The 21,606-nt window shown below is 65.9% G+C and carries 21 protein-coding genes; 9 read left to right on the top strand and 12 right to left on the bottom strand.

The window, feature by feature from the left end; genetic code table 11:
* The 4 genes from B4394_RS11040 to B4394_RS11025 form a co-directional block, all read left to right on the top strand.
* A partial coding sequence (locus B4394_RS11040) for a chymotrypsin family serine protease (RefSeq protein ID WP_078315036.1) occupies nucleotides 1-425 on the top strand: 425 nt, incomplete at its 5' end.
* Nucleotides 426-516: 91 nt separating this feature from the next.
* The gene (locus B4394_RS11035) at nucleotides 517-1,356 is read left to right on the top strand and encodes an Rv1815 family serine proteinase (RefSeq protein WP_078308895.1); all 840 of its coding nucleotides are present in this window, start codon (nucleotides 517-519) and stop codon (nucleotides 1,354-1,356) included.
* A gap of 5 nt (nucleotides 1,357-1,361) precedes the next feature.
* Nucleotides 1,362-2,042, top strand: coding sequence for an Rv1815 family serine proteinase (locus B4394_RS11030; protein WP_078308894.1), 681 nt, complete (start codon nucleotides 1,362-1,364; stop codon nucleotides 2,040-2,042).
* 18 nt (nucleotides 2,043-2,060) lie between these two features.
* Nucleotides 2,061-2,915 (top strand): crotonase/enoyl-CoA hydratase family protein, encoded by an 855-nt coding sequence (locus B4394_RS11025; RefSeq protein ID WP_078308893.1) that lies wholly within the window; start codon nucleotides 2,061-2,063, stop codon nucleotides 2,913-2,915.
* On the opposite strand, the gene bluB is transcribed toward B4394_RS11025, so the two are convergent.
* The 3 genes from bluB to B4394_RS11010 are packed head-to-tail and all read right to left on the bottom strand — an operon-like array spanning nucleotide 2,912 to nucleotide 6,004.
* Complete coding sequence (gene bluB / locus B4394_RS11020) at nucleotides 2,912-3,535, bottom strand: 5,6-dimethylbenzimidazole synthase (protein ID WP_078308892.1); 624 nt, start codon at nucleotides 3,533-3,535, stop codon at nucleotides 2,912-2,914. The two genes, B4394_RS11025 and bluB, sit on opposite strands and share 4 nt — an antisense overlap.
* A complete protein-coding gene (locus B4394_RS11015; protein ID WP_286142031.1) occupies nucleotides 3,535-4,545 on the bottom strand; it encodes a uroporphyrinogen decarboxylase/cobalamine-independent methonine synthase family protein in 1,011 nt (336 codons plus the stop codon). The genes bluB and B4394_RS11015 overlap by 1 nt, the downstream gene beginning before the upstream one ends.
* 10 nt (nucleotides 4,546-4,555) lie before the next feature.
* Entirely contained in the window at nucleotides 4,556-6,004 is a 1,449-nt protein-coding gene (locus tag B4394_RS11010) for an NCS2 family permease (RefSeq protein WP_078315034.1), read from the bottom strand.
* A 169-nt stretch (nucleotides 6,005-6,173) separates the two neighbouring features.
* On the opposite strand from B4394_RS11010, the gene B4394_RS11005 reads away from it, so the two are divergent.
* Both B4394_RS11005 and B4394_RS11000 read left to right on the top strand, forming a co-directional pair.
* Entirely contained in the window at nucleotides 6,174-7,160 is a 987-nt protein-coding gene (locus B4394_RS11005) for an acyl-ACP desaturase (protein WP_078315033.1), read from the top strand.
* Between the two features lie 93 nt (nucleotides 7,161-7,253).
* Entirely contained in the window at nucleotides 7,254-8,114 is an 861-nt protein-coding gene (locus B4394_RS11000) for an SGNH/GDSL hydrolase family protein (protein ID WP_078315032.1), read from the top strand.
* Here B4394_RS11000 and mnmA read toward each other — a convergent pair.
* From mnmA to B4394_RS10970, 6 genes are all read right to left on the bottom strand, one after another.
* Entirely contained in the window at nucleotides 8,111-9,181 is a 1,071-nt protein-coding gene (mnmA, locus tag B4394_RS10995) for a tRNA 2-thiouridine(34) synthase MnmA (RefSeq protein ID WP_078308887.1), read from the bottom strand. The two genes, B4394_RS11000 and mnmA, sit on opposite strands and share 4 nt — an antisense overlap.
* Nucleotides 9,178-10,401, bottom strand: coding sequence for a cysteine desulfurase family protein (locus tag B4394_RS10990; RefSeq protein ID WP_078315031.1), 1,224 nt, complete (start codon nucleotides 10,399-10,401; stop codon nucleotides 9,178-9,180). The genes mnmA and B4394_RS10990 overlap by 4 nt, the downstream gene beginning before the upstream one ends.
* 46 nt (nucleotides 10,402-10,447) lie before the next feature.
* Nucleotides 10,448-11,302: a lysophospholipid acyltransferase family protein gene (locus tag B4394_RS10985; RefSeq protein WP_078315030.1), complete on the bottom strand. Its 855-nt coding sequence runs from the start codon at nucleotides 11,300-11,302 to the stop codon at nucleotides 10,448-10,450.
* A gap of 2 nt (nucleotides 11,303-11,304) precedes the next feature.
* Nucleotides 11,305-12,180 carry a GNAT family N-acetyltransferase gene (locus B4394_RS10980; protein ID WP_078308884.1) on the bottom strand — a complete coding sequence of 292 codons (876 nt, stop codon included), beginning with the start codon at nucleotides 12,178-12,180 and terminating at the stop codon, nucleotides 11,305-11,307.
* Between the two features lie 144 nt (nucleotides 12,181-12,324).
* Entirely contained in the window at nucleotides 12,325-12,705 is a 381-nt protein-coding gene (locus B4394_RS10975) for a cupin domain-containing protein (RefSeq protein WP_286142030.1), read from the bottom strand.
* 17 nt (nucleotides 12,706-12,722) lie between these two features.
* Entirely contained in the window at nucleotides 12,723-13,466 is a 744-nt protein-coding gene (locus B4394_RS10970) for an SDR family oxidoreductase (RefSeq protein WP_078315029.1), read from the bottom strand.
* Nucleotides 13,467-13,672: 206 nt separating this feature from the next.
* On the opposite strand from B4394_RS10970, the gene B4394_RS10965 reads away from it, so the two are divergent.
* Nucleotides 13,673-16,390 carry an ATP-binding protein gene (locus B4394_RS10965; RefSeq protein ID WP_286142034.1) on the top strand — a complete coding sequence of 906 codons (2,718 nt, stop codon included), beginning with the start codon at nucleotides 13,673-13,675 and terminating at the stop codon, nucleotides 16,388-16,390.
* On the opposite strand, the gene B4394_RS10960 is transcribed toward B4394_RS10965, so the two are convergent.
* The 3 genes from B4394_RS10960 to B4394_RS10950 form a co-directional block, all read right to left on the bottom strand.
* Entirely contained in the window at nucleotides 16,387-16,935 is a 549-nt protein-coding gene (locus B4394_RS10960) for a hypothetical protein (protein ID WP_139360111.1), read from the bottom strand. The two genes, B4394_RS10965 and B4394_RS10960, sit on opposite strands and share 4 nt — an antisense overlap.
* A 230-nt stretch (nucleotides 16,936-17,165) precedes the next feature.
* Nucleotides 17,166-18,122, bottom strand: coding sequence for an electron transfer flavoprotein subunit alpha/FixB family protein (locus B4394_RS10955; RefSeq protein WP_078287425.1), 957 nt, complete (start codon nucleotides 18,120-18,122; stop codon nucleotides 17,166-17,168).
* Between the two features lie 46 nt (nucleotides 18,123-18,168).
* Nucleotides 18,169-18,960, bottom strand: coding sequence for an electron transfer flavoprotein subunit beta/FixA family protein (locus B4394_RS10950; protein ID WP_005056735.1), 792 nt, complete (start codon nucleotides 18,958-18,960; stop codon nucleotides 18,169-18,171).
* 238 nt (nucleotides 18,961-19,198) lie between these two features.
* Between B4394_RS10950 and B4394_RS10945 the strand changes: the two genes are divergently transcribed.
* Both B4394_RS10945 and B4394_RS10940 read left to right on the top strand, forming a co-directional pair.
* The gene (locus tag B4394_RS10945; protein WP_078315027.1) at nucleotides 19,199-20,020 is read left to right on the top strand and encodes a class I SAM-dependent methyltransferase; all 822 of its coding nucleotides are present in this window, start codon (nucleotides 19,199-19,201) and stop codon (nucleotides 20,018-20,020) included.
* Nucleotides 20,021-20,063: 43 nt separating this feature from the next.
* Nucleotides 20,064-21,587, top strand: a complete 1,524-nt coding sequence (locus tag B4394_RS10940; protein ID WP_176138301.1) for a 1,4-alpha-glucan branching protein domain-containing protein — start codon at nucleotides 20,064-20,066, stop codon at nucleotides 21,585-21,587.
* The last annotated feature ends 19 nt before the right edge of the window (nucleotides 21,588-21,606 follow it).

The raw sequence follows: 21,606 nt of genomic DNA, 5'->3' as shown, positions 1-21,606 counted from the left end.
GCGATGACGTCGCGATCAACGACGTACTGCCCAACGGGATTCGGCTTGAGCGCGGCAGCGGGATCCAGCCGCACACCGGGCTGCCGGTCTGCCGGAATGGCGTCACTACCGGTGAGGCCTGCGGCACCGTCACCACGGTCAACAACGGCTGGTTCGAAATCGACGGACTACCCGCCGACCATGGCGACTCGGGCAGCCCGGTGTACTCGATCACCTCACCCGGGCACGGGTCCATCGTCGGCATCGCCCGCGGAACCACGCGCAGCGTGGACACCGGCGTGGTGCAAACCACCGCGATTTCCTGGTCAACCGTCCTCAATCAACTGCGGGAAGACCTCGAAAAACCACCCACCGCTCCCCCGCCACCTGGGGATTCACCAACCCCGACGGCACTTCCTGCACCACAAGACACCCAATTCGCATAGGCTCGTAGCGACACGGAGAGTCGTGCCGCGTGCTCTCCTCACACTGGTCGGGCTTTGTTGACGGTGAACGTGGCAGACAGAGAGCTATCGCGTGACCAGTGTCGGCGAGAACGGTCGACGGACCGACCCGTGGGGACGGTGGACAGTCTGGGTGGCGGCCCTGGCCGTGCTGAGCGGTCTTGGTCTCGCGAACCCGGCTGCGGCACATGCGGATCCGCTGATTTACCCGGGTATGGAGATCATCCAACGCCCACCCGGTAAGGAATCGCTGAGTTGCACCCTCGGGTTCGTTGATCCCACCGCGCGCGTCGGCGTCACCGCAGGTCACTGTGGCGGGAACGGGCCGGTGTTCACCAACGACGGCGTGCGTATCGGACAGCTCGCGGTGGCCCAGTCCAATATCAAGCCCGAAGGGCCGCTGGCCCGCGACGACTACCGAATCGACTACGAGGGCATCGCCTTCGACGAGGGCGTGCCGATCAACAACGTGCTGCCCAACGGACTACGACTCGGAGTCGACCCCGCCGTCGTTCCCCGGGACGGTCTGGCGGTGTGCCGAATCGGGATCACCACGGGTGAGGCGTGCGGCGCCATCGCCGGATTCGGCAACGGCTGGTTCCTCGTGGACGGCCTGCCCGCCGACCACGGCGACTCCGGTAGCGCCGTGTACACCGTGACCTCGCCCGGCAATGCCGCCATCGTCGGCATCGTGAGCGCGCGATTCACGGCCAATCAGACCCGCCGGGAGTCCACCGTGGCGCTGTCCTGGCCGACGGTGCAACAGCAGATCCGAGACGACATCGCGGCGGCCGCGCGTCGCCCCGAGGCCGCGAGCCCCGTGGCCATCAATCCGCAGGCGCCGCCGATGGTCCTGCCTCCGGCGCCCTCCGATGACCGCCCGTCTGGTCCCGCGAGAATGGTTGTCCCCTAGCCGTCATGCGCCCGTTCTTGTGGATAACGACCATCGTCGCTGTGCTGTGCGCGCTTCCCGCCGCGAACCCCGCACCTGCACATGCGGACCCGCCGCTGGTGTACCCCGGCATGCTCATCTATCAGGGCTCGCTGAGCTGCACGCTCGGCTATGTCGATCCGGCGCTTCGCGTGGGCATCACGGCTGGGCATTGCTTCAACGGTGACGGCATCGTTCGCAATGGAGACTTCGCGGCGGTGGGACACAAGATCCTGGCGCACGACAACCGCCCGCCCGAGGGCCCGGTGTACGAGGACGAGTACACCATCGACTACGAGGCCATCTCGATCGATGACGGATTGCCCGTCAACGACGTCATGGCCAATGGTCAACGGCTCGAACGCGATGACACGGTCACTCCCGACGTGGGAATGCCTGTCTGCCGCACCGGCTTCACCACGGGCGATGCGTGCGGATCGGTGACCCGACTTGGCAACGGCTGGTTCAGGTTTAACGGCCCGGTGATCGCCAAAGGCGATTCTGGAGGCCCGGTGTACACCCATGTCGGCGACCGCACCGTGCTCGTCGGCATCATTCGCGGTTTCATGACCAGCCAGTCCGGCGATGACGTGCAGTCGTGGGCGATGTCCTGGCCGTCGGTGGTCAAGCAACTCCGCGAGGACCGCAAGGGTCTACTGCCCGGCTGAGCCCGTAGGCTCACGCCCATGTCTGATTCTCTTCGCACAAGCGGCTCATCGGCGAGCGACTGGAAAGCCTTCACCGTTGAGACCACCGGGCACATCGCCCAAGTCACCCTCATCGGGCCTGGCAAGGGCAATGCGATGGGACCCGATTTCTGGCGGGAACTGCCGCTGATCTTCACCGAACTGGACGCGGACCCGGAGGTACGGGCGATTGTTCTCGCCGCCGACGGCACCAATTTCAGCTACGGATTGGACCTGCCCGCGATGGCAGGCACCTTCATGCCGTTGATGGCCGAGAAGGCATTGGCGAAACCGCGCACCGACTTCCTCGACGAGATACGCCGCCTGCAGGCCTCGGTGACCGCCGTCGCCGACTGCCGCAAGCCGGTGATCGCCGCGGTGCAGGGCTGGTGCATCGGCGGTGGCGTCGACCTCATCGCAGCCACCGACATCCGGTACGCGAGTGCCGACGCGAAGTTCAGTGTGCGCGAGGCCAAGGTCGCGATTGTGGCCGATATTGGCTCACTGCACCGTCTTCCACCGATCATCGGCGACGGTCACCTGCGTGAACTGGCGTTCACCGGCAAGGACATCGACGCCGCGCGGGCCGAGAAGATCGGACTCGTCAATGACGTGTTCGACACTGCGGAGGCAACGCTGGCCGCCGCCCACGCGACCGCCGCCGAAATCGCCGCCAATCCGCCCCTGGTGGTGCAGGGCGTCAAGGACGTGCTGGGCCGCGAGCGCGAGAGTGTCGTCGCCGACGGCCTCAAGTACGTCTCGACGTGGAATGCCGCGTTCCTGCCGTCGGAGGACCTGCAGGAAGCCATCGGCGCGGTCTTCGAGAAGCGTGATCCCGACTTCAAGGGACGCTAAATCTCCCGGTAGCGGCCCCAGTGCACGGCATCCTCCAGGGGGCGCCCGCTGCGCCAGCCGAAGCGCTCCAAGTCGGGGCGCTCGGCGAACTCATGCACCGGCCCAACACACAACCAGGCGATCGGCCTGATATGCGTTGGTGCGTCTATTAACTCGGCCAGGAACTGTTCCTCGTAGAAGGACACCCAGCCGACGCCGATCCCTTCGGTGACCGCGGCGAGCCAGAGGTTCTGGATGGCGAGCACGGCCGAGAACAGGCCCGCGTCGGCGATGGTGTGCCTGCCCAGAACGTGCGGGCCACCACGGCCGTGGTCGTAGGTGACCACCACGCCGGTGCCGCTTTCACAGATGCCTTCAATCTTGATGGGGTCAAAGGTGGTTCGCCGTTCCTCCGGAAGGCTGTCGGCGAATCTCTGGCGCTGCTCCGTCACGTGCGCTGCGAACTTCTCCAGCGTCTGCGATTCGCGCATCACCACGAAATCCCACGGCTGGCTGTTCCCGACGCTGGGCGCGCGATGCGCGGCCTGAAGCAGCTTCATCAACGTCGCGTCGTCGACAACCTGTCCGGTGAACTCGGCACGCACGTCCCGGCGGGTGGCAATGGCCTGATAGACGTCCATCACAGCGCATCCGGGTCGGCAGCGATCAGATCGCTGACCTTGCGGGTCAATTCGGTTGCGGTACGTGCCCATGGAAGGTCTGCGCCGGCCAGACCACATCCGGCGCTGATGCCGATCCGATCGCGCAGCACGGCACGTCCGAAGCCCAGTTTGTCCGCGAGCGCCGCGGTACGCGTTGCGAGCACGTCGGACGATATCGGCACCGGCGGTGGCGAGCCGGGAATCACGCCGAGCAGCGCGACCTTCCCGGTGTCCAGCACCGAGGCCAGTCCGTCGAGCGCCTGCGCATCCGTCAGGTATGCGGCATCCACCGCGATCCCGCGAATATTGGTCCCGCGCAACAGCTCCCAGGGAGGATCTGTGGCGCAGCAGTGCACCACTAGTTCACCGCCGACCGCGGCGGCGCACTGGTCCAACAGCGAAATCGCTGTCGGTACGTCGACCGGATGTACCGGCGAGAACATGCTGGTTCCGGACAGCCTGCCCTCCAGCGCGGCGGACAGGGACGGTTCATCGAGCTGCACCACCACGGGAACACCGAGCCGTCGGGACAGCGTGGCTTGGTGCAGCGCCAACCCCTCTGCCAGAGAAGCCGCCAGGTCCCGCACCGCACCGGGATCGGTGATCGCGCGGTGGCCGTTGGGAAGCTCCAATTGTGCTGCCAGCGTTACCGGCCCGGGGCCCTGCACCTTCACCGCGCGATCGCTACCCCGATGCCCGCCACGCTCCCACTCCTCCTCAAGCGCATCCATGTCCTCGTCAAGGAATCCGCGGGCCCGTCGCACCACCGCCCCGGGCCGGGCAGTGGTGCGGTAGCCGGTGGGCACCACATCGACGGCGATATCAACCAGCAGGGCCGCGGCCCGTCCGATCAGATCGGCACCGATTCCGCGCGCAGGCAGCTCCACGATATGGGGCAGCGGCAGTTCGGCCACCACGATCTCGGTCGCGGCACGCGCCTCTTGACCCGGCCACGAGCCGACGCCAGTTCCCTTCGCCCATACATTCACATGCAGAACGTTAGGTGATGAGCGACTCGATCGGACCCTTGGCGAAATAGACGACAAACAATCCGGCCACCACATACAGCAGCGGATGCACGGCACGGCGTCGAGCCCCGCGCTCCGCTGACACGACGGCGAGCACCACCCAGCTGATGAATCCAACGCCGATGCCGTTGGCGATCGAGTAGGTAAAGGGCATCGTCACCACGGTCAAAAAGCAGGGCAGCGCGTGGTCGAACCGGGTGAAGTCAATGCTGCGAAGCTGGCCGATCATCATGGCACCCACCACCACCAGCGCCGGTGCCGCGGCTTCCAGCGGTACAACCGAATACAGCGGGGTGAAGAACATCGCCGCCAGGAACAGCAGCCCGGTGACCACATTGGCCAGCCCGGTCCGTGCACCCTCGGCGACGCCCGACGCGGACTCCACGAACACGGTGTTGGAGGACGAGGACGAGACACCACCAACGACGGCACCGACACCCTCTACGGACAGCGCCCGTCCGATACCGGGCAGGGTGCCGTGTTCATCGGTCAATCCGGCCTCCTTACCCAAACCGGTCATGGTTCCCATCGCGTCGAAGAAGTTCGAGAGCACCAGCGCGAACACCAGGACCGTGGCCGACAGCACGCCCACCCGAGTGAACGCACCGAACATGTCGACCTGACCGAGCAGACTCAGATCCGGGATGCCGCCCGCGGAGGCGGGCCAGTCGGGCACCGTGAGATTCCATCCCTTGGTGTCGACGGGCTGCGCGCCGCGTTCGGTCAACGCCTGCGCGATCATGGAAATCCCCGTCATCACGACGATTCCGATGAGCAGTCCGCCACGAACCTTGCGCACCACCAGGATTCCCATCAGCAGCACACCCGCGGCGAAGATCAGGGTCGGGACGGTGGCCACCGAGTTGTCGATTCCTAAACCAACCGGCACCGTGCTGTTGGCAGCGTCGGGGATCCGCCGCACGAAACCCGCGTCGACAAACCCGATGAACGCGATGAAGCAGCCGATTCCCGCAGCGATCGCCGCCTTCAGCTCGTCGGGAATGGCATGAAACACCGCGGTGCGAAAACCGGAGATGCCCAGCGCCACAATGACGAGGCCGTCAACGATGACCAATCCCATGGCCTCGGGCCAGCTCATCTGCGATGCGAACGACACCGCGAGCAGACTGTTGATGCCCAGCCCGGCCGCAAGCGCGAACGGGTAATTGGCGATAAATCCGAACAGGATCGACATCACTCCGGCAGCCAGCGCCGTGACCGCCGCTACCTGCCCCACTGGCAGCACATGGCCCAGCACGTCGGCGTTATGCGCGCGTCCGGGCTCGCCACCGATGATGAGCGGGTTGAGCACCACGATGTAGGCCATCGCGAAGAAGGTGACGACCCCGCCGCGGACCTCCCGCCCTAACGTCGACTGCCGCTCGGAGATCCGGAAGTACCGGTCCAGGAGGCCATTCATAGGCGTTGAAAGTACAGGCCCCGGTTCCCGGCCGCCCATCGGAACGCTCACGGGCGAGGGACTTTCCACCCCAGATAGATGACCTTTGTCACTAGAGGCGAGTGCGGCCACCCGGTCAAATGTAAGTGTCACTTTTAGACACAGATAACTAGTCCCGAGGACCGCATTCATGCCGCAGAAGGAATTCACCGACCTCGAGCTCCTCCACGAACTCGAACCCGTGGTCGAGGAGAACACTCATCGCCACCTCGGCGTGTTCAAAGAGTGGAGCCCACACGACTACATCCCGTGGTCCGAGGGCAAGAACTACAAGGCCCTGGGCGGTCAGGATTGGGATCCAGAGCAGTGCAAGCTCTCCGAACTGGCCAAGGTCGCGATGATCACGAATCTGCTCACCGAGGACAATCTGCCCGCCTATCACCGTGAGATCGCGATGAACTTCACCATGGACGGGCCCTGGGGCACCTGGGTAAACCGGTGGACCGCCGAGGAGAACCGCCACAGCATCGCGATCCGCGATTACCTCGTCGTCACCCGCGCGGTCGACCCGGTGGAGCTCGAGAAGCTGCGCATGGAGCAGATGACCCGCGGCTTCTCCCCCGGCCAGAACCGTCAGGGCGGGGATCACATGTTCGCCGACAGCCTGTTCGACTCGGTGGTGTACGTGTCCTTCCAGGAGCTGGCCACCCGTGTCTCACACCGCAATACCGGCGTCGCGTGTGCCGAACCCATCGCCCAGGAACTCCTCAAACACATCTCCAATGACGAGAACCTGCACATGATCTTCTACCGCAACATGGTCGAGGCCGGTCTCCAGATCGCTCCCAACCAGGCCGTGAAGTCCATCCACAAGGTTCTCGACAACTTCACCATGCCCGGCTACACGATCCCGGGATTTCGCCGCAACGCCGTGACCATCGCCACCGGCGGCGTCTACGACCCGCAGTCGCACCTCGCCGAAGTTGTCCTGCCGGTGCTGCGCAAGTGGCGCATCTTCGAGCGCGATGACATCACCGGCGAAGGCGAGTGGTACCGCGAAGACCTCGACCGTCTCATCACCGACCTCAGAAAGACCGCCAGCGACTTCGAGGAAGTCAAAGCCAAGTACCTGGAACGCCAGGCCAAGCGTGCCGAGCGCAAGGCCGCCAAGGTGTAGCCCTTCCGCAACGCCGACGTGGGCAAACGGCGATATGCCGTTCAGTACCATTGATCGGGGCCGCCTGCCGGCCAGCCGGGAGGAGAGGGACACATGCGCGCGTTCAGGACGCTCTCGACGGTGATCGGCATCGCCACAGTGGTGGCGGCGACAGTGGCCGGCCCCTCGATCGCGTCGGCCGAACCTCTCGCGGGCGCCCAGCTGGTGGCGATCGGAGACTCGTTCATGGCGGCGGGCTCAAACGCCGCAGGTATCACCGGCCCCGTCGGCACCGCCTGTAACCAGGCGACCGACAATGTCGCACACCTGGTGGCCACGTCTTTCCCTCAGATGACATTCGCCGACTACTCCTGCGTGGGCGCACTTTCTACCGACGTCTACACGCCCTCCACGCGCGGCCCGCAGAACACGGGGCTGTCCCCCGCCACCAAGGTGGCGATCGTATCCATCGGTGGCAACGACGCCGGCTTTGAGCAGATCGCCACCGACTGCCTATTCGCGTTGAGCTGCCCGCCGGAAAAGAAGGCGCAATTCAGTGCCAACGTGGCCTCGGTGGGCCCGAAACTCACGGGCGCGTACGCCGCTATACGTCAAGCCGCTCCGAACGCACGCGTCTTCACGGTGGGCTACCTGCCGATCCTGCCCCCGGATGCCAAGGGGTGCTTGGTCGGGCTGATCAACACCCAAGAGACCATCACCTTCCTCAATGGTCTGCAGCGTCAGCTGAACGACACGATCATCACCGAATCGTCAAAGGCCGGGTTCACCCCCGTCATCCCGGCGACCAGCAGCGACCACAGCGTGTGCGCGTCCGATTTTCAGCGCTACGTGTCGATGACGGGTACCGGCGCCGGCGATGAGGGAATCCCGATGCATCCGACCGCACCGGGACGGCAGTACGTCGCCGAGCGCGTAGCCATCGCGATGCGCTCCGCGGGGGTCCAGGGGACCTAGTCGCGCGTGATGATGGCGCTGCCGAGCACCTCGTCGCCCTCGGCATCGGGCCGGTACAGCACCACCGTCTGCCCAGGTGCCACACCCCGCAGGGCGGTGCGCAGCCGGACCTGAATCCGCTCGGTCGCCGGGTCGACAACCGCGTCCACGACCGATCCATGCGCGCGGACCTGCACCTGGCACTCAACAGGCCCATCCGGAACCTGACCGGAGGTCCACACCACGGGCTCGCCCCCGAACTCCCAAATCTCAAGGTCCTCAACGGTTCCCACCCGAACGGTGGAGGTCTCGGCGTCGATCGAGGTGACGTAGCGGGGACGGCCGTCCGCTGCAGGACCGACCAGCCCGAGCCCCTTGCGCTGACCGATGGTGAACTCGTGCACCCCCGCATGGGTGGCCAGTACGCTGCCGTCGGAGTCCACGACGTTTCCGCGGCGCACGCCGATGCGTGCACCCAGGAACGCCTGGGTGTCTCCGGAAGGGATGAAGCAGATGTCGTGGCTGTCGGGCTTATTCGCGACGAGCAGACCGCGCTGCTCGGCCTCGGCCCGGATATCGGGCTTGGAACTGTCGCCGATCGGGAACAGCGCACGACTCAGCTGCTGCGGTGTCAGTACCCCCAGCACATAGGACTGGTCCTTGTCCTCGTCGACCGCGCGGCGCAACCTGCCGTCGCGCAGCCGCGCGTAGTGCCCGGTGGCGACCGCATCGAAGCCCAACGCGATGGCACGATCGGCCAGCGCCGCGAACTTGATCTTCTCGTTGCACTTCACGCAGGGATTAGGTGTGCGCCCCTCGGCGTACGCCTCGACGAAGTCGTCGATGACGTCTTCCTTGAATCGATCGGCAAAATCCCAGACATAGAAGGGGATTCCGAGCATGTCGGCAACACGACGGGCGTCGGCGGCATCTTCTTTCGAACAGCACCCGCGGGAGCCCGTACGCAGTGTGCCGGGTGCCGCGGACAGTGCCAGGTGCACACCGACCACATCGTGTCCGGCGTCCACCATGCGCGCGGCCGCGACCGAGGAGTCCACTCCCCCACTCATGGCGGCAAGCACTCTCATGACCGGCTCCCAGCACTGGCGAGGGCGGCAGCACGCGCACGCGGAACGGCGACCTGCAAGGCCTCGACCGCACGCGCCACATCCGAGGGAACGGAAGTGTGGCCGAAGGTGAAGCGCAACGATCCGCGCGCCACCTCGGGGTCAATGCCCATTTCGATGAGCACATGCGAGGGACGCGCGACGCCTGCCGTGCACGCGGACCCGGTGGAGCATTCGATGCCGTTGGCGTCCAACAACATCAATAGGGAGTCGCCCTCGCACCCGGCGAAGGTGAAATGCGCGTTTCCGGGCAATCTGCCGCTGCCGACCGCACCGTTGAGCACGGAGCCCTCGATGCTGGTCAAGACCTGATCGATCAGCCCGTCCCGCAATGTTTTCAGTGTGGCCGCACCCTCGCACCGCTCTGCGACGGCTTCGACGAGTGCGGTCGACATCGCCACGATGGCGGCGGTGTCTGGGGTGCCCGAACGAATATCGCGTTCGTGGCCGCCGCCATGAAGCAATGGGACACAAACTGTTTCACGTCGCAGTAGTAGTGCTCCGACACCCATGGGGCCGCCGAATTTGTGCGCGGCCACGCTCACCGCCGACAGACCACTGACGGCGAAATCGACATCGAGCTGGCCAACCGCCCCAATGGCATCGCTATGCATGGGGATGTCGAATTCAGCGGCGATGGAAGCCAATTCACAGATGGGGTTGATGGTGCCGACCTCATTGTTGGCCCACATCACCGTAATGAGCGCTACATCGTCGTGGTCGACGAGAGCCGCGCGCAGTGCCGCGGGAGTGACGGTGCCGGCGTCGTCCACCGGTAGCCACGTCACCTCGGCCCCCTCGTGGTCGGCGAGCCACTGCACCGCATCAAGTACGGCATGGTGCTCGACGGCGCTGGCGATGACGCGTGTCCGCCGCACGTCCGCGTCTCTGCGGGCCCAGTAGATACCCTTGATGGCGAGGTTGTCGCTCTCGGTGCCACCGGCGGTGAAGATCACCTCCGACGGTCGGGCGCCCAGGGCCGCGGCGATCGACTCCCGCGATTCCTCCACCCGTCGCCGCGCATCGCGCCCGGATCCGTGCAACGAAGCGGCGTTCCCGGTCCGTGCCATGACGGCTGCCATCGCCTCGATGGCAGCAGGGCGCATCGGGGTGGTGGCGGCGTGGTCCAGGTACACCGCGGATGAGCCATCCGGGCGAGCTGGGGTTCGAGCAGCAGACATAACGCATCCAGGATAGGTCCCACCCAGGTGGGCTCGTCCAATCGCGTCAGGCAGCGATCGGTTCCGGGTGCTCCGGGTGGCTGTGGATCTGTGGGGTTCGTTCACCGGCCCGAACGGCGGCCTCACAGCGGTTGGCCAGATCACGGCGGCTCTCTCCGGGCAATTGCAGCCCCGCCACCTGGATATGCGCCACGGTCATCCGCGTCGCGGTGATCCGGCGGATAGAGGCCATCAGGGTGTCCTCGCCGACGTAGGCCGGAACCGTCGACAGCTCGCCGCCCCGGTGGTGGTACGTCAGCCGCAGCGGCTGTACCGGCCGCTGCGCGTCGATCGCGGCCTGGAACATCGCGGGGCGGAATGACCCGTACGCACGACCGCACCAGGTGGTGCCCTCCGGGAACGCCACCACTGTCTGACCGGCCTGGAGCCGCGCCGCGACGGTGTCGACCACCCGCGGCAGGGTGCGCAGGTTCCCCCGCTCGATCGGGATGACCCGCATCATCCGGGCGATGATGCCCAGACCGGGCCAATCGATCAGGTCTGCCCGGGCGACGAACGACCCCGGAAGCACCGCCCCGATGGCGAAGACGTCGACCCAGGACACATGGCCCGCCACCACGAGGGAACCCCGGATATCGCGGATCGGGCCACCGGAGACGGAAATGCGTACGCCGAGGCATCGCAGCATCAGCCTGCAGTAGCCACGCTGCCAGCGCACCCGTCCGGGAATCGGTATCCCCAGCAGCGGTGCAAGGGTCAACAACGTGATCGCCATGGCGATCCGTGTCGTGGTCCGCAGGGTGCGCGTCAGCCGCCCTGGCTCGTCGATGTGTGTTGCCCGCATGCAGCTGTCGTCACAGGTTGCCTTCGGCAGCCAGGCGTGAGCGAATTCGGGTGCCATCGCTATTCCTGGCCGGCCGCCGCCGCGCCGATTTCCGACGCCGCCCCCACGGACCTCAGCCGTTTGAGGTAGCGCACATCGGCTTCGTCCTTGTTGAGCAGTGCCATGAAGTCGGCCACGCCGAAGTCGGGATCGTGCGCGGGTTCGCCGAGAACCTTCGCGCCCAGCCGCAGATATCCACGCATCAGTGCGGGCACCTGCACCTTGGCAGGCGGGGCGATGTCATCGAGCCCCATCCCGTCGACAACGACCGGGTTGTAGGGGCGCACCGTGTACTCGGGCGCCGCGGCATGCCGCTTCATGACGAAGTCGCGCACGGCACGCACCTGACTGCCGGGCGCCTGTTCCGGGTTGTCCTGCATGGGAACCGATACGCATCCGGTGACGTAGGTGTAGTCGCAGCGGTCCAGGTAGGCCAGAATTCCGGCCCACATCAGCAGCACTACCGCACCATTGCGGTGATCGCCCCGCACCACCGCGCGCCCCATCTCCACCAGCTGTGGACGCAGCGAGTCGAGTCCACTGATGTCGAATTCCGTTGCGCTGTACAGCCCGCCAGCGGCAATAGCACCGGGCGGAGGCAGCATCCGGTAGCAGCCCACCACATCACCCGAGGTGTCCTCGCGTACCAGCAAGTGATCGCAGTGCTCATCGAAGCGGTCGGCGTCGCGTCCCTCGAACGCGGCCGGGGTGCTCGCGAGCTGGAATCCCGGCTCGCTGCTGAACACGTCGTATCGAAGCCGTTGCACGGCATCGATATCGGCGGGATCGTTCGACAGCAGCAGGGTGTACCGAGGACCCAGTGGAGCTTCCCCGGCCTCCCCCGCAACGTCTGAGATGGATTGATCTGCGGCGATGAGAACTGAAGCTGTACTCATGACTGCGAGATTCGCGGAGTTATGCGGCGGAACGGCATCGGAAGCGTGTCGTGTCCATGCACGGTCCGTTAATTGCGGCGTTCAGTACACCAAATGCGTGCTTGCGTCAGTGAATCCCCCAGGCAAACGCGGAGCTAACGGATGCTACGCCGACACTCGCGCGTCGGCACGCTGCCGGAGTTCCTCCTCGTCGACCAGCACCAACATCGGCGCACCGGGTGTACACATCATGGTGACCACGAAGCGCAGCGCCGAGTCCGCGCGGTTGTTGGCGTCCGAGTAGTGGATGACGTCACCACCGGGCTCCCAGAACGCTTCACCGGCCTTGACCACGCGTGGCGCCTGGCCTTCGAGTTCGAAGAGCATCTCTCCCTCGACCACATACCCGAACGCCGGGCCGCCCGGATGGCGATGCGGTGGCGTGCCGGGACTACCGGCAGGCCACTCGATCTCCACCGTCATCACATGGGCGTCGGACGGGATCACCGGAGGCGTCACGGTCTGCAGCACCGTGAGCGCACTCATCAGATCGTCGTTCGCCATCATCGGGGGGCCATCCAATCGGCGAATCGCGTTTCCGCCAGCACGCCGTCATCACCGGTAACCAGGCTGAAGTCGTCCACGGGTGTCCCGAAGTAGGTAGCGGTGGAGTCGACCACCACCGGCTTGTCGTCACCGCGCGCGTCGAGCACGGCCTGTGCCATCTGGGCGAACGAAAACTTCTCTGGCCCACCGATGTTGATGACGCCGTTGCGCGGCTTGGCCTCCGCGGCGTGAGCCACCTGCGCGGACACGTCGTCCACGGAGATCAGCTGAATCCTGGCATCGGGTACGCGGACCTCGTCTCCGACAACGAGGGTGTCGGTGATGGCCTCGGCGAATTCCTGGAATTGGGTGGCTCGTACGATCGTGTACGGCAATCCGGATTCGGTAATGATGTTCTCCTGCGCCACTTTCGCCCTCATGTATCCGCTGTCCGGCAGACCATCGGCGCCGACGATGGAGAGCGCGACGTAGTGACCGACGCCGGTCTGGTTCGCCGCGTCAACGAGATTGCGCGCCGCGGCGGTGAAGAAATCCATCACCGGGCCGTCCTCGAACGACGGAGAATTGACAACGTCGATAACCACATTCGATCCGGTGAGTGCGTTCACCAACCCGTCCCCGGTCAACACATTCGCGCCAGAGGACAACGATGCCGCCACCACATCATGGCCGTCGGCGGTGAGCAAAGAGACCACCCGGGAACCGATTTGGCCGGTGGCACCAACAACTGTGATTTTCATTGTGCGATTACCTTTCTCGTCTCGCATGCAACGTTCGCAGCTCGGCGCCGGATTCGAACCCTGGAAAGTACGTAGTCGTTGGGCGGAATCGGCAGCTCGGTAAACTTCCAGCATATTCATCAGATTCGGCGGAGCACGTGGTCAACAGTTACCCAGGATCGCGTTTGCGCGGTCGAGCGCCCGAGTGCGCGGCACTCGGGCGCCTCATCGCGGCCGCACGGTCGGGCCCCAGTCAGGTGCTCGTCCTACGGGGTGAAGCCGGAATCGGCAAGACCGCGCTCCTTGGGTATGCCATCGAACAAGCGCAGGGATTCCGCGTCATTCGCACCGCGGGCGTTGAATCCGAGATGGAACTTGCGTTCGCCGGTTTACAACATTTCTGCGGGCCGCTGTCGAGCCACCTTGACGCGCTGCCCAACCCACAACGCGAGGCGCTCGATATCGCATTCGGGATGAGCAGCGGACCGGCGCCCGACCGATTTCTGATCGGGCTGGCCGTGCTGAGCCTGCTGGCCGCGGCGGCCGAGCATCAGCCCATGCTGTGTGTGGTCGATGACGCCCAATGGCTCGACCGAGTCTCGTTGCAGACACTCGCCTTCGTCACCCGGCGATTGGCAAGTGAGCCGGTGGCGATGCTCTTCGGGGTGCGCGGAGGTGCCGAGGAGGAGCTCACCGGGCTGCCTCAGCTCACCGTGGGCGGCCTGCGGGCGGCCGACGCCGGTGCGCTCCTGAGCTCCGCGATTCCGGGGCTGCTCGACGATCGGGTGCGCGATCGCATCGTGGCCGAGACGCAGGGCAATCCGCTGGCCCTGTTGGAACTTCCCCGGGACCTGACCGCCGAGGAACTCGCGGGGGGTTTCGGGTGGCCCGACGGCGGGCGCCTGGCCGGACATATCGAGCAAGCGTTCCTGCGACGGGTCCAGCAGCTGCCTGCCGAGACACAGACGTTGCTCCTCACCGCCGCGACCGATCCGCTGGGCGATGCGGCGCTCCTGGCACGCGCATCCGAACGGCTCGGAATCTCGATGGATGCGCTGGCACCCGCCGAGGGCGCCGATCTGATCGAGTTGGGCACCCGGGTCCGCTTTCGCCATCCATTGGTGCGGTCCGCGATCTACAGAAGCGCACAACCGTTGGCACGCAGAAGAATTCATGGTGCGCTGGCGGAGGCCACAGATCCGCTCACCGATCCGGATCGCCGAGCGTGGCATCGTGCGCACGCCGCGGCGGGCACCGATGAGACAACCGCCGCCGAACTTGAGCAGTCAGCCGACCGCGCCCAGGCCAGGGGCGGTATCCTGGCGGCTGCCGCCTTCTTGCAACGGGCCACCGAGCTCACCTCAGATCCGGCACTGCGCGGGTTGCGGGCGCTGGCTGCGGCCCAGTCAAAACACGATGCGGCAGCCTACGACGCCGCCCGCGAGCTGCTTGCCATCGCGGACATGGCTCCGCTGGATCCGCTGGCGCGGGCACGAGCGGCGCGGCTGCGCGCGAAGATCACCTTCGCGGAAAGCCGAGTGGGCACGGACGGCTCCACGGCGGTGTCCGACGCCGCGATCGGCCTACTGGATGCCGCCAAGGACTTGGAGAATCTGGACGACGACCTGGCCCGGGAGACCTACTTGGACGCGGTGGGGGCGGCCATGTACGGCGGCAGGCTCTGTCCGCGCGGTGGCGCGGTGGAGGTGGCTGAACCCGCGCGGCTGGCGCCGGCCGGGTCGCGGCCCCCACGGCCGTCCGATCTTCTGCTCGATGGCCTGGCGATGCGGATTACCCATGGCGCGGCGGCAAGCGCCCAGACACTGCGGGATGCCCTTTCTCTGATCAGCCGTGAAGCCGACCGTCCGGGCAATACGAGCTGGATGTGGCAGGCGTTCCCCATTGCCCTCGAATCTGCCACACATGAGGTGTGGGACGACCAGATGTGGCATCACCTGGCAACCCGTGCGGTGCAAATCGCCCGTGATGTCGGTGCGTTGTCGGTTCTCCCGTCGGCACTGATCTACCGCGCCGGAGTGCACGTGCATGCCGGCGAGCTCGACGCGGCCGCAGAGCTTGTTCAGGAGGCCGACGCCATCTCCGCGGCGACAGGCCACGCACCGATCAGGTATCACTCGTTGATCTTGGCGGCCTGGCGGGGTACGGAACCCGAGGCGATGCCACTGATCGATGCCGCCATGCGCGATGGCGCGGCCAGGGGCGAGGGCAGGCTGCTCGGTGCGATGGGTTACGCGGCAGGCGTACTCAACAACGGCCTCGGCCGCTACGAGCTCGCGTTTCACGCGGCGCGAAGGGCTTGTGAGCATGAGGATCTCGGGTTGTACAGCTGGTGCCTCATCGAGCTGATCGAGGCGGCCGCGCGCTGCGGCGAGCAGGACACCGCCACGAAGGCGCTCGATCAATTGGAAGAGCGGGCGCTGGCCGGCGAGAGCGATTGGGCCGTGGGCATGGTGGCACGTTCCCGGGCACTGCTCGCCGCCGACGATGACGCGGAGGCCCGCTACCGCGAGGCCATCGAACGGCTATCCAGCACAAGGATTTCCGTCCACCTGGCCCGGGCACATCTCATTTACGGAGAATGGCTACGCCGCTGCCAGCGGCGAGCCGATGCCCGCGCGGCACTCACGGTGGCGCACGAGAGTTTCGTGAGTATGGGCGCCGAGGCTTTTGCCGGGAGGGCGCAGCGCGAGCTTCTCGCGACGGGCGCGAAAGTGCGGAAACGTTCCGCCGGTTCCTCTTCCGCTTCAGCCCAAACACTGACGGCTCAGGAGGCACAGATCGCCCGGATGGCCGGTCAGGGTCTGACCAATCAGGAGATCGCCGCCCAGCTGTTCATCAGCTCGCACACCGTGGAATGGCATCTGCGGAAGGTCTTCGCCAAGCGCGGCATCACCTCACGCAGGCAGCTGCGCAACGGACTCTAAGCCGGAACTCGCGACCGCAGTTCGTTCGCGATCTTCTGCAGGGTGTCCTCGGTCTCGGGCGGCCCGGTGAGCATGGCCACCGCCAATGTGTCGCGGGATCCGCCGGAGGTCGAGGCAAAGGCGCATGTCATCGCGATCCGGACCACACGCATGCCGTTTCCGAGGGCTCCTGTCATCCGGGCGTAGGACGTGACATCGTCAATCGGCTTCCAGGCTTGAGCATCGACCGGTAGTTTCGCGCGCACCTTGTCCTGGGTCGACTTACCGCATCCGTCGGCGCACCGACTGGAACCGATCCAGCCGGCCGCGCCACCAACGTTGGCCTCGTCCATGCACGTGATGCGCTTGTCCAGCGGTTTGTTCTCGGTATGCAGACACCCCCACCCCTTGGGCAGGTTGAAGTCGAACGCTATGTACGAGGGCATCGAGATGGGTTGGAGTTTCTCACCCGGCCCGTACGTCGCGCCGCCGAGTGGCCCCGTGGACCCGTTGGGGGGCGGAATCACCCCGGACGTCGGCGCGGGAGGCACCGGCGTCCGCGTCATCGGAGACTCTCCCGGAGGCATAACCGCAAAACCCACGATGTTGCGCTGAGACCCGACGGAGACGACGCCAATCACCAACCCCAGCACCACCGTGCCCAGAAACGCCGAAAGGACTACCCAGGGCGCTCGACTCGGTGGTCGAGGCTCTGGATAGTCCAGTGGCGTACCGTCAGCCGCCCCGTGAGGTTGGATGTCGCCAGCGGGGCGGCTCCAGGGCTCCATGGGGTTAATTAGCCCTTGCGAGCCTTCACGGCCTCGGTGAGCTGCGGTGCGACGTTGAACAGGTCGCCCACCACACCGAAGTCGGCGATCTCGAAGATCGGGGCTTCCTCGTCCTTGTTGACCGCGACAATGGTCTTCGAGGTCTGCATCCCGGCGCGGTGCTGGATGGCACCCGAGATGCCTAGCGCGACGTACAGCTGCGGCGACACGGTCTTACCGGTCTGGCCCACCTGGAACTGGCCCGGGTAGTAGCCGGAGTCGACCGCGGCGCGCGAGGCACCGACCGCGGCGCCCAGCGAATCGGCGAGCTCCTCGACCACGCTGAACTTGTCGGCGCTACCGACACCACGGCCGCCGGACACGACGATGTTGGCCTCGGTGAGCTCCGGACGATCTCCACCGACCACAGGCTGGCGCGAGGTGACCTTGGTGGCGTTCTCGGCGGGTGCGGGCACCTCGACGGCGACCTGCTCGCCCGCGCCAGCGGCCGGTGCAGCCTCGACGGCGCCCGGACGCACGGTGATGACCGGGGCGTCGCCGTTGGCCTGGGCCTCGACGGAGAACGCGCCACCGAAGATCGAGTGCAGGGCCTTGCCGCCCTCGCGCACCTCGATGACATCGGTCAGCAGACCCGAGCCCAGGCGTGCGGCCAGCCGGCCGGCCACTTCCTTACCCTCAGTGGTCGCGGCGATCAGAATGCCGGCGGGGCTGGCGGTCTCGGCCAGGCTCGCCAACAGGTCAACCTTGGGGGTCACCAGGTAGTTGTCGACGACGTCGGACTCGGCGACATAGATCTTGGCGGCGCCGGCCTCCTTGAGACCATCGATCAGCGGCGCGGCGGTGCCGGCCGGACCGGCCACCACGGCCGAGGGCTCACCCAGGACGCGAGCAGCGGTGATGAGCTCGGCGCTTACCTTCTTCAGTGCACCCTCTGAATGCTCAACGAGCACAAGTACTTCAGCCATATTGCGTATGCCTTCTCTTAATCAGGTTCTATCGGAATGATCTGCTCTAGATAATTTTTTGCGCAACCAGGAACTCGGCGACCTTGGTGCCACCCTCGCCCTCGTCGGTGATCTTCTCGCCCGCGGTCTTGGCCGCCTTGGGGGTCGAGGACAGCACGGTCGAACCGGCGTTCGCGACACCCACCTCGTCGGCCTCAACGCCGATCTCGGCGAGGGTCAGTACGGCAACTTCCTTCTTCTTGGCGGCCATGATGCCCTTGAAGGAGGGGAAGCGCGGCTCGTTGATCTTCTCGGTGACGCTGACGATGGCCGGCAGAGTCGCCTCGACCTCGAAGACGCCCTCATCGGTCTCGCGCTCGCCCTTGACGACGCCGCCCTCGACGGTCAGCTTGCGCAGGTGCGTCAGCTGCGGAAGACCCAGGTACTCGGCGATGATCGCGGGGATGGCGCCCGAACGGCCGTCGGTGGCCTCGTTACCGGCGATGACCAACTCGACACCCTCAACCTGACCCAGCGCGCGGGCCAGGGCCCAGCCGGTCTGGATGGCATCGGACCCGTGCAGGCCCGGGTCGAGCAGGTGAACTGCCTTGTCGGCACCCATCGACAGAGCCTTACGGATGGCCTCGGTGGCCTTTTCCGGACCTGCCGAGACGACGGTCACGACCGAGTCGCCACCCTCGCGCTCCTTGATGAGCAGCGCTTCCTCGACGGCACGCTCGTTGATCTCGTCGAGTACCGCGTCGGCGGCTTCCCGGTCGAGCGTGAAGTCACCGTCGGTGAGCTTGCGCTCTGACCAGGTGTCTGGGACCTGCTTGATCAGGACCGCGATGTTCGTCATAAGTCTCCGATCGTCCTTCCTCTTCGCTGTCTGCTAGCTATCTGCGTGGTAGTTCCGTGCGCACCCGTACTACGCCGGTCGCACTGTCACGTTTCGTGACTAATCCGGCGAACAAAGTTACTCACGGGTAATATACGGAGTTCGCCCGTACACCATAGCCGGTTCACCCCTGGTTTCCGGCCTGTGATCTGGGCCACCAGTATTAAGACACGGCGTTCACCCGATAGCCTGCCAAACGATGAACTCGCACCTGACCGACCCGCACCCGGCTGACCCTCTTCGCGCAAGCGGCTCATCAGCCGATGACCCGGACGCCCTGGCGCTGACCGGGGAGCGGACCGTGCCCGGGATCGCCGAGGAGAACTACTGGTTCCGCCGCCACGAAGTGGTGTACGAGCGGCTCAGCAGCCTCTGCGCGGGCCGCAGAGTGCTGGAGGCAGGCAGCGGTGAGGGCTACGGCGCCAACATGCTGGCCGCCGTGGCCGAGCACGTCATCGGTCTGGACTACGACGAGTCCGCGATCGCGCATGTGAAGGCCCGCTATCCCCGCGTGGACATGCGCGCCGGAAACCTGGCAGACCTGCCGCTGGCCGGCGGCGCGGTGGATGTGGTGGTGAACTTCCAGGTCATCGAGCACCTGTGGGATCAGGGTCAGTTCATCCGTGAGTGCGCGCGCGTGCTCAGCCCCGGTGGCTCGCTGCTGATCAGCACCCCAAATCGCATCACCTTCTCCCCCGGGCGCGATACCCCGCTGAATCCGTTCCATACCCGCGAGCTGAATGCCGCTGAGCTCACCGAACTCCTTGTAGAGAACGGCTTTTCGGTGCAGTCGATGAATGGCGTGTTTCACGGACCACGACTTCGCGAGCTCGATGCCAAGTATGGCGGTTCGATCATCGATGCGCAGATCGAGCGCGCGGTCGCCGGCGCGCCGTGGCCGCAGGATCTGCTCGCGGACATCACAGGTTTGACCACCGAGGATTTCGAGATTGTCGACGCGGAGGAACGCGACATCGATCAGAGTCTGGATTTGGTTTCCACAGCGGTGATAGACCGGTGATCCCGTGACGGAGTCGAAGAAGCCTATTCCGGGCCTGTTCACCATGGTGCTGCACACGCACCTGCCGTGGCTTGCCAATCACGGCCGCTGGCCGGTCGGCGAGGAGTGGCTATACCAATCCTGGTCAGCCTCGTATTTGCCATTGTTCAAGGTGTTACGGACGCTGGCGGCAGAGGGCCGGGAGAGCCTGATCACCCTCGGCATCACCCCGGTCGTAGCCGCGCAGCTCGACGACCCACACTGCCTGACCGGGCTGCACAGCTGGCTGGCCAACTGGCAGTTGCGCGCCTTCGAGGCGGCGACCATCACGAGCACCGACGCAGAGCCCGGCACCGCTTCGAGCCCGGAGATGTTGCGGGCCTTTGGCGTTCGCGAATACCGCAGCGCCACAGACGCCCTCGACGAATTCGACCGGCACTGGCGCCACGGAGGTAGCGGCCCGCTGCGCGGCCTCATCGATGCGAAAGCCATTGAACTGCTGGGCGGCCCGCTCGCACATCCGTTCCAGCCGCTGCTACACCCCCGGCTGCGCGAATTCGCGCTGCGCGAGGGGCTGGCCGATGCCGCACAGCGTTTCGGTCATGCACCTTCCGGCATCTGGGCGCCCGAATGCGCCTATGCCCCGGGCATGGAGGAGGGCTACGCGGCGGCCGGGGTCAACCACTTCATGGTGGATGGCCCGTCCCTTCAGGGTGACACCTCACTGGGCCGTCCCGTGGGCGACTCAGATGTGGTTGCGTTCGGACGCGATCTGACGGTGAGTTACCGCGTGTGGTCACCCAAGTCCGGATACCCCGGCCATGCCGCGTACCGCGACTTCCACACCTATGACCATGACACCGGCCTCAAGCCCGCCCGGGTCACCGGGCGCAACGTGGCTCCGGAAGCCAAGGCGCCGTACGACCCTGAGCGTGCCGACGCCGCGATCGACGTCCACGTCCGCGACTTCGTGGATACCGTGCGCCAGCGCCTCATCGCCGAGTCCGACCGCATCGGGCGGCCCGCGCATGTCATCGCCGCGTTCGACACCGAACTGTTCGGCCATTGGTGGTACGAGGGGCCGATATGGCTCGAGCGTGTGCTGCGCGCCCTGCCCGAAGCCGGTATCCATGTGGGCACCCTGGAGCAGGCCCGCGAACAGGGCTACGTGGGCAAGCCGTTCGACCTGCCTGCCAGCTCATGGGGTTCCGGTAAGGACTGGCATGTGTGGAACGGCGAGAAGGTCGCCGACCTCGTGCAGCTGAACAACGAGGTGGTCGACACCGCCCTCACGGCGGTGGACAAGGCTCTGGGTGAACAACCCGCGCCGCACACCCGGAATCGGGTGGCCGATCAGATCTTGCGCGAGGCACTGCTGACGGTATCCAGCGACTGGCCGTTCATGGTCAGTAAGGATTCGGCCGCCGATTACGCGCGTTACCGCGCTCATCTGCACGCACACGCCACCCGTGAGATCGCCGACGCGCTGGCGGGCGGTCGGCACGATGCGGCAGTCCGATTGGCGGACGGCTGGAATCGCGCGGACGGGCTGTTCGGCGCGCTTGATGCTCGGAGGCTGCCACGATGAAAACGATCTTCGCCCGAGA

Source organism: Mycobacterium sp. D16Q16, from assembly GCF_002013745.1.
GTDB lineage: Bacteria > Actinomycetota > Actinomycetes > Mycobacteriales > Mycobacteriaceae > Mycobacterium.
Note: the sequence above shows the minus strand (reverse complement) of the source record. Positions and strands in the feature narration are given on the sequence as shown.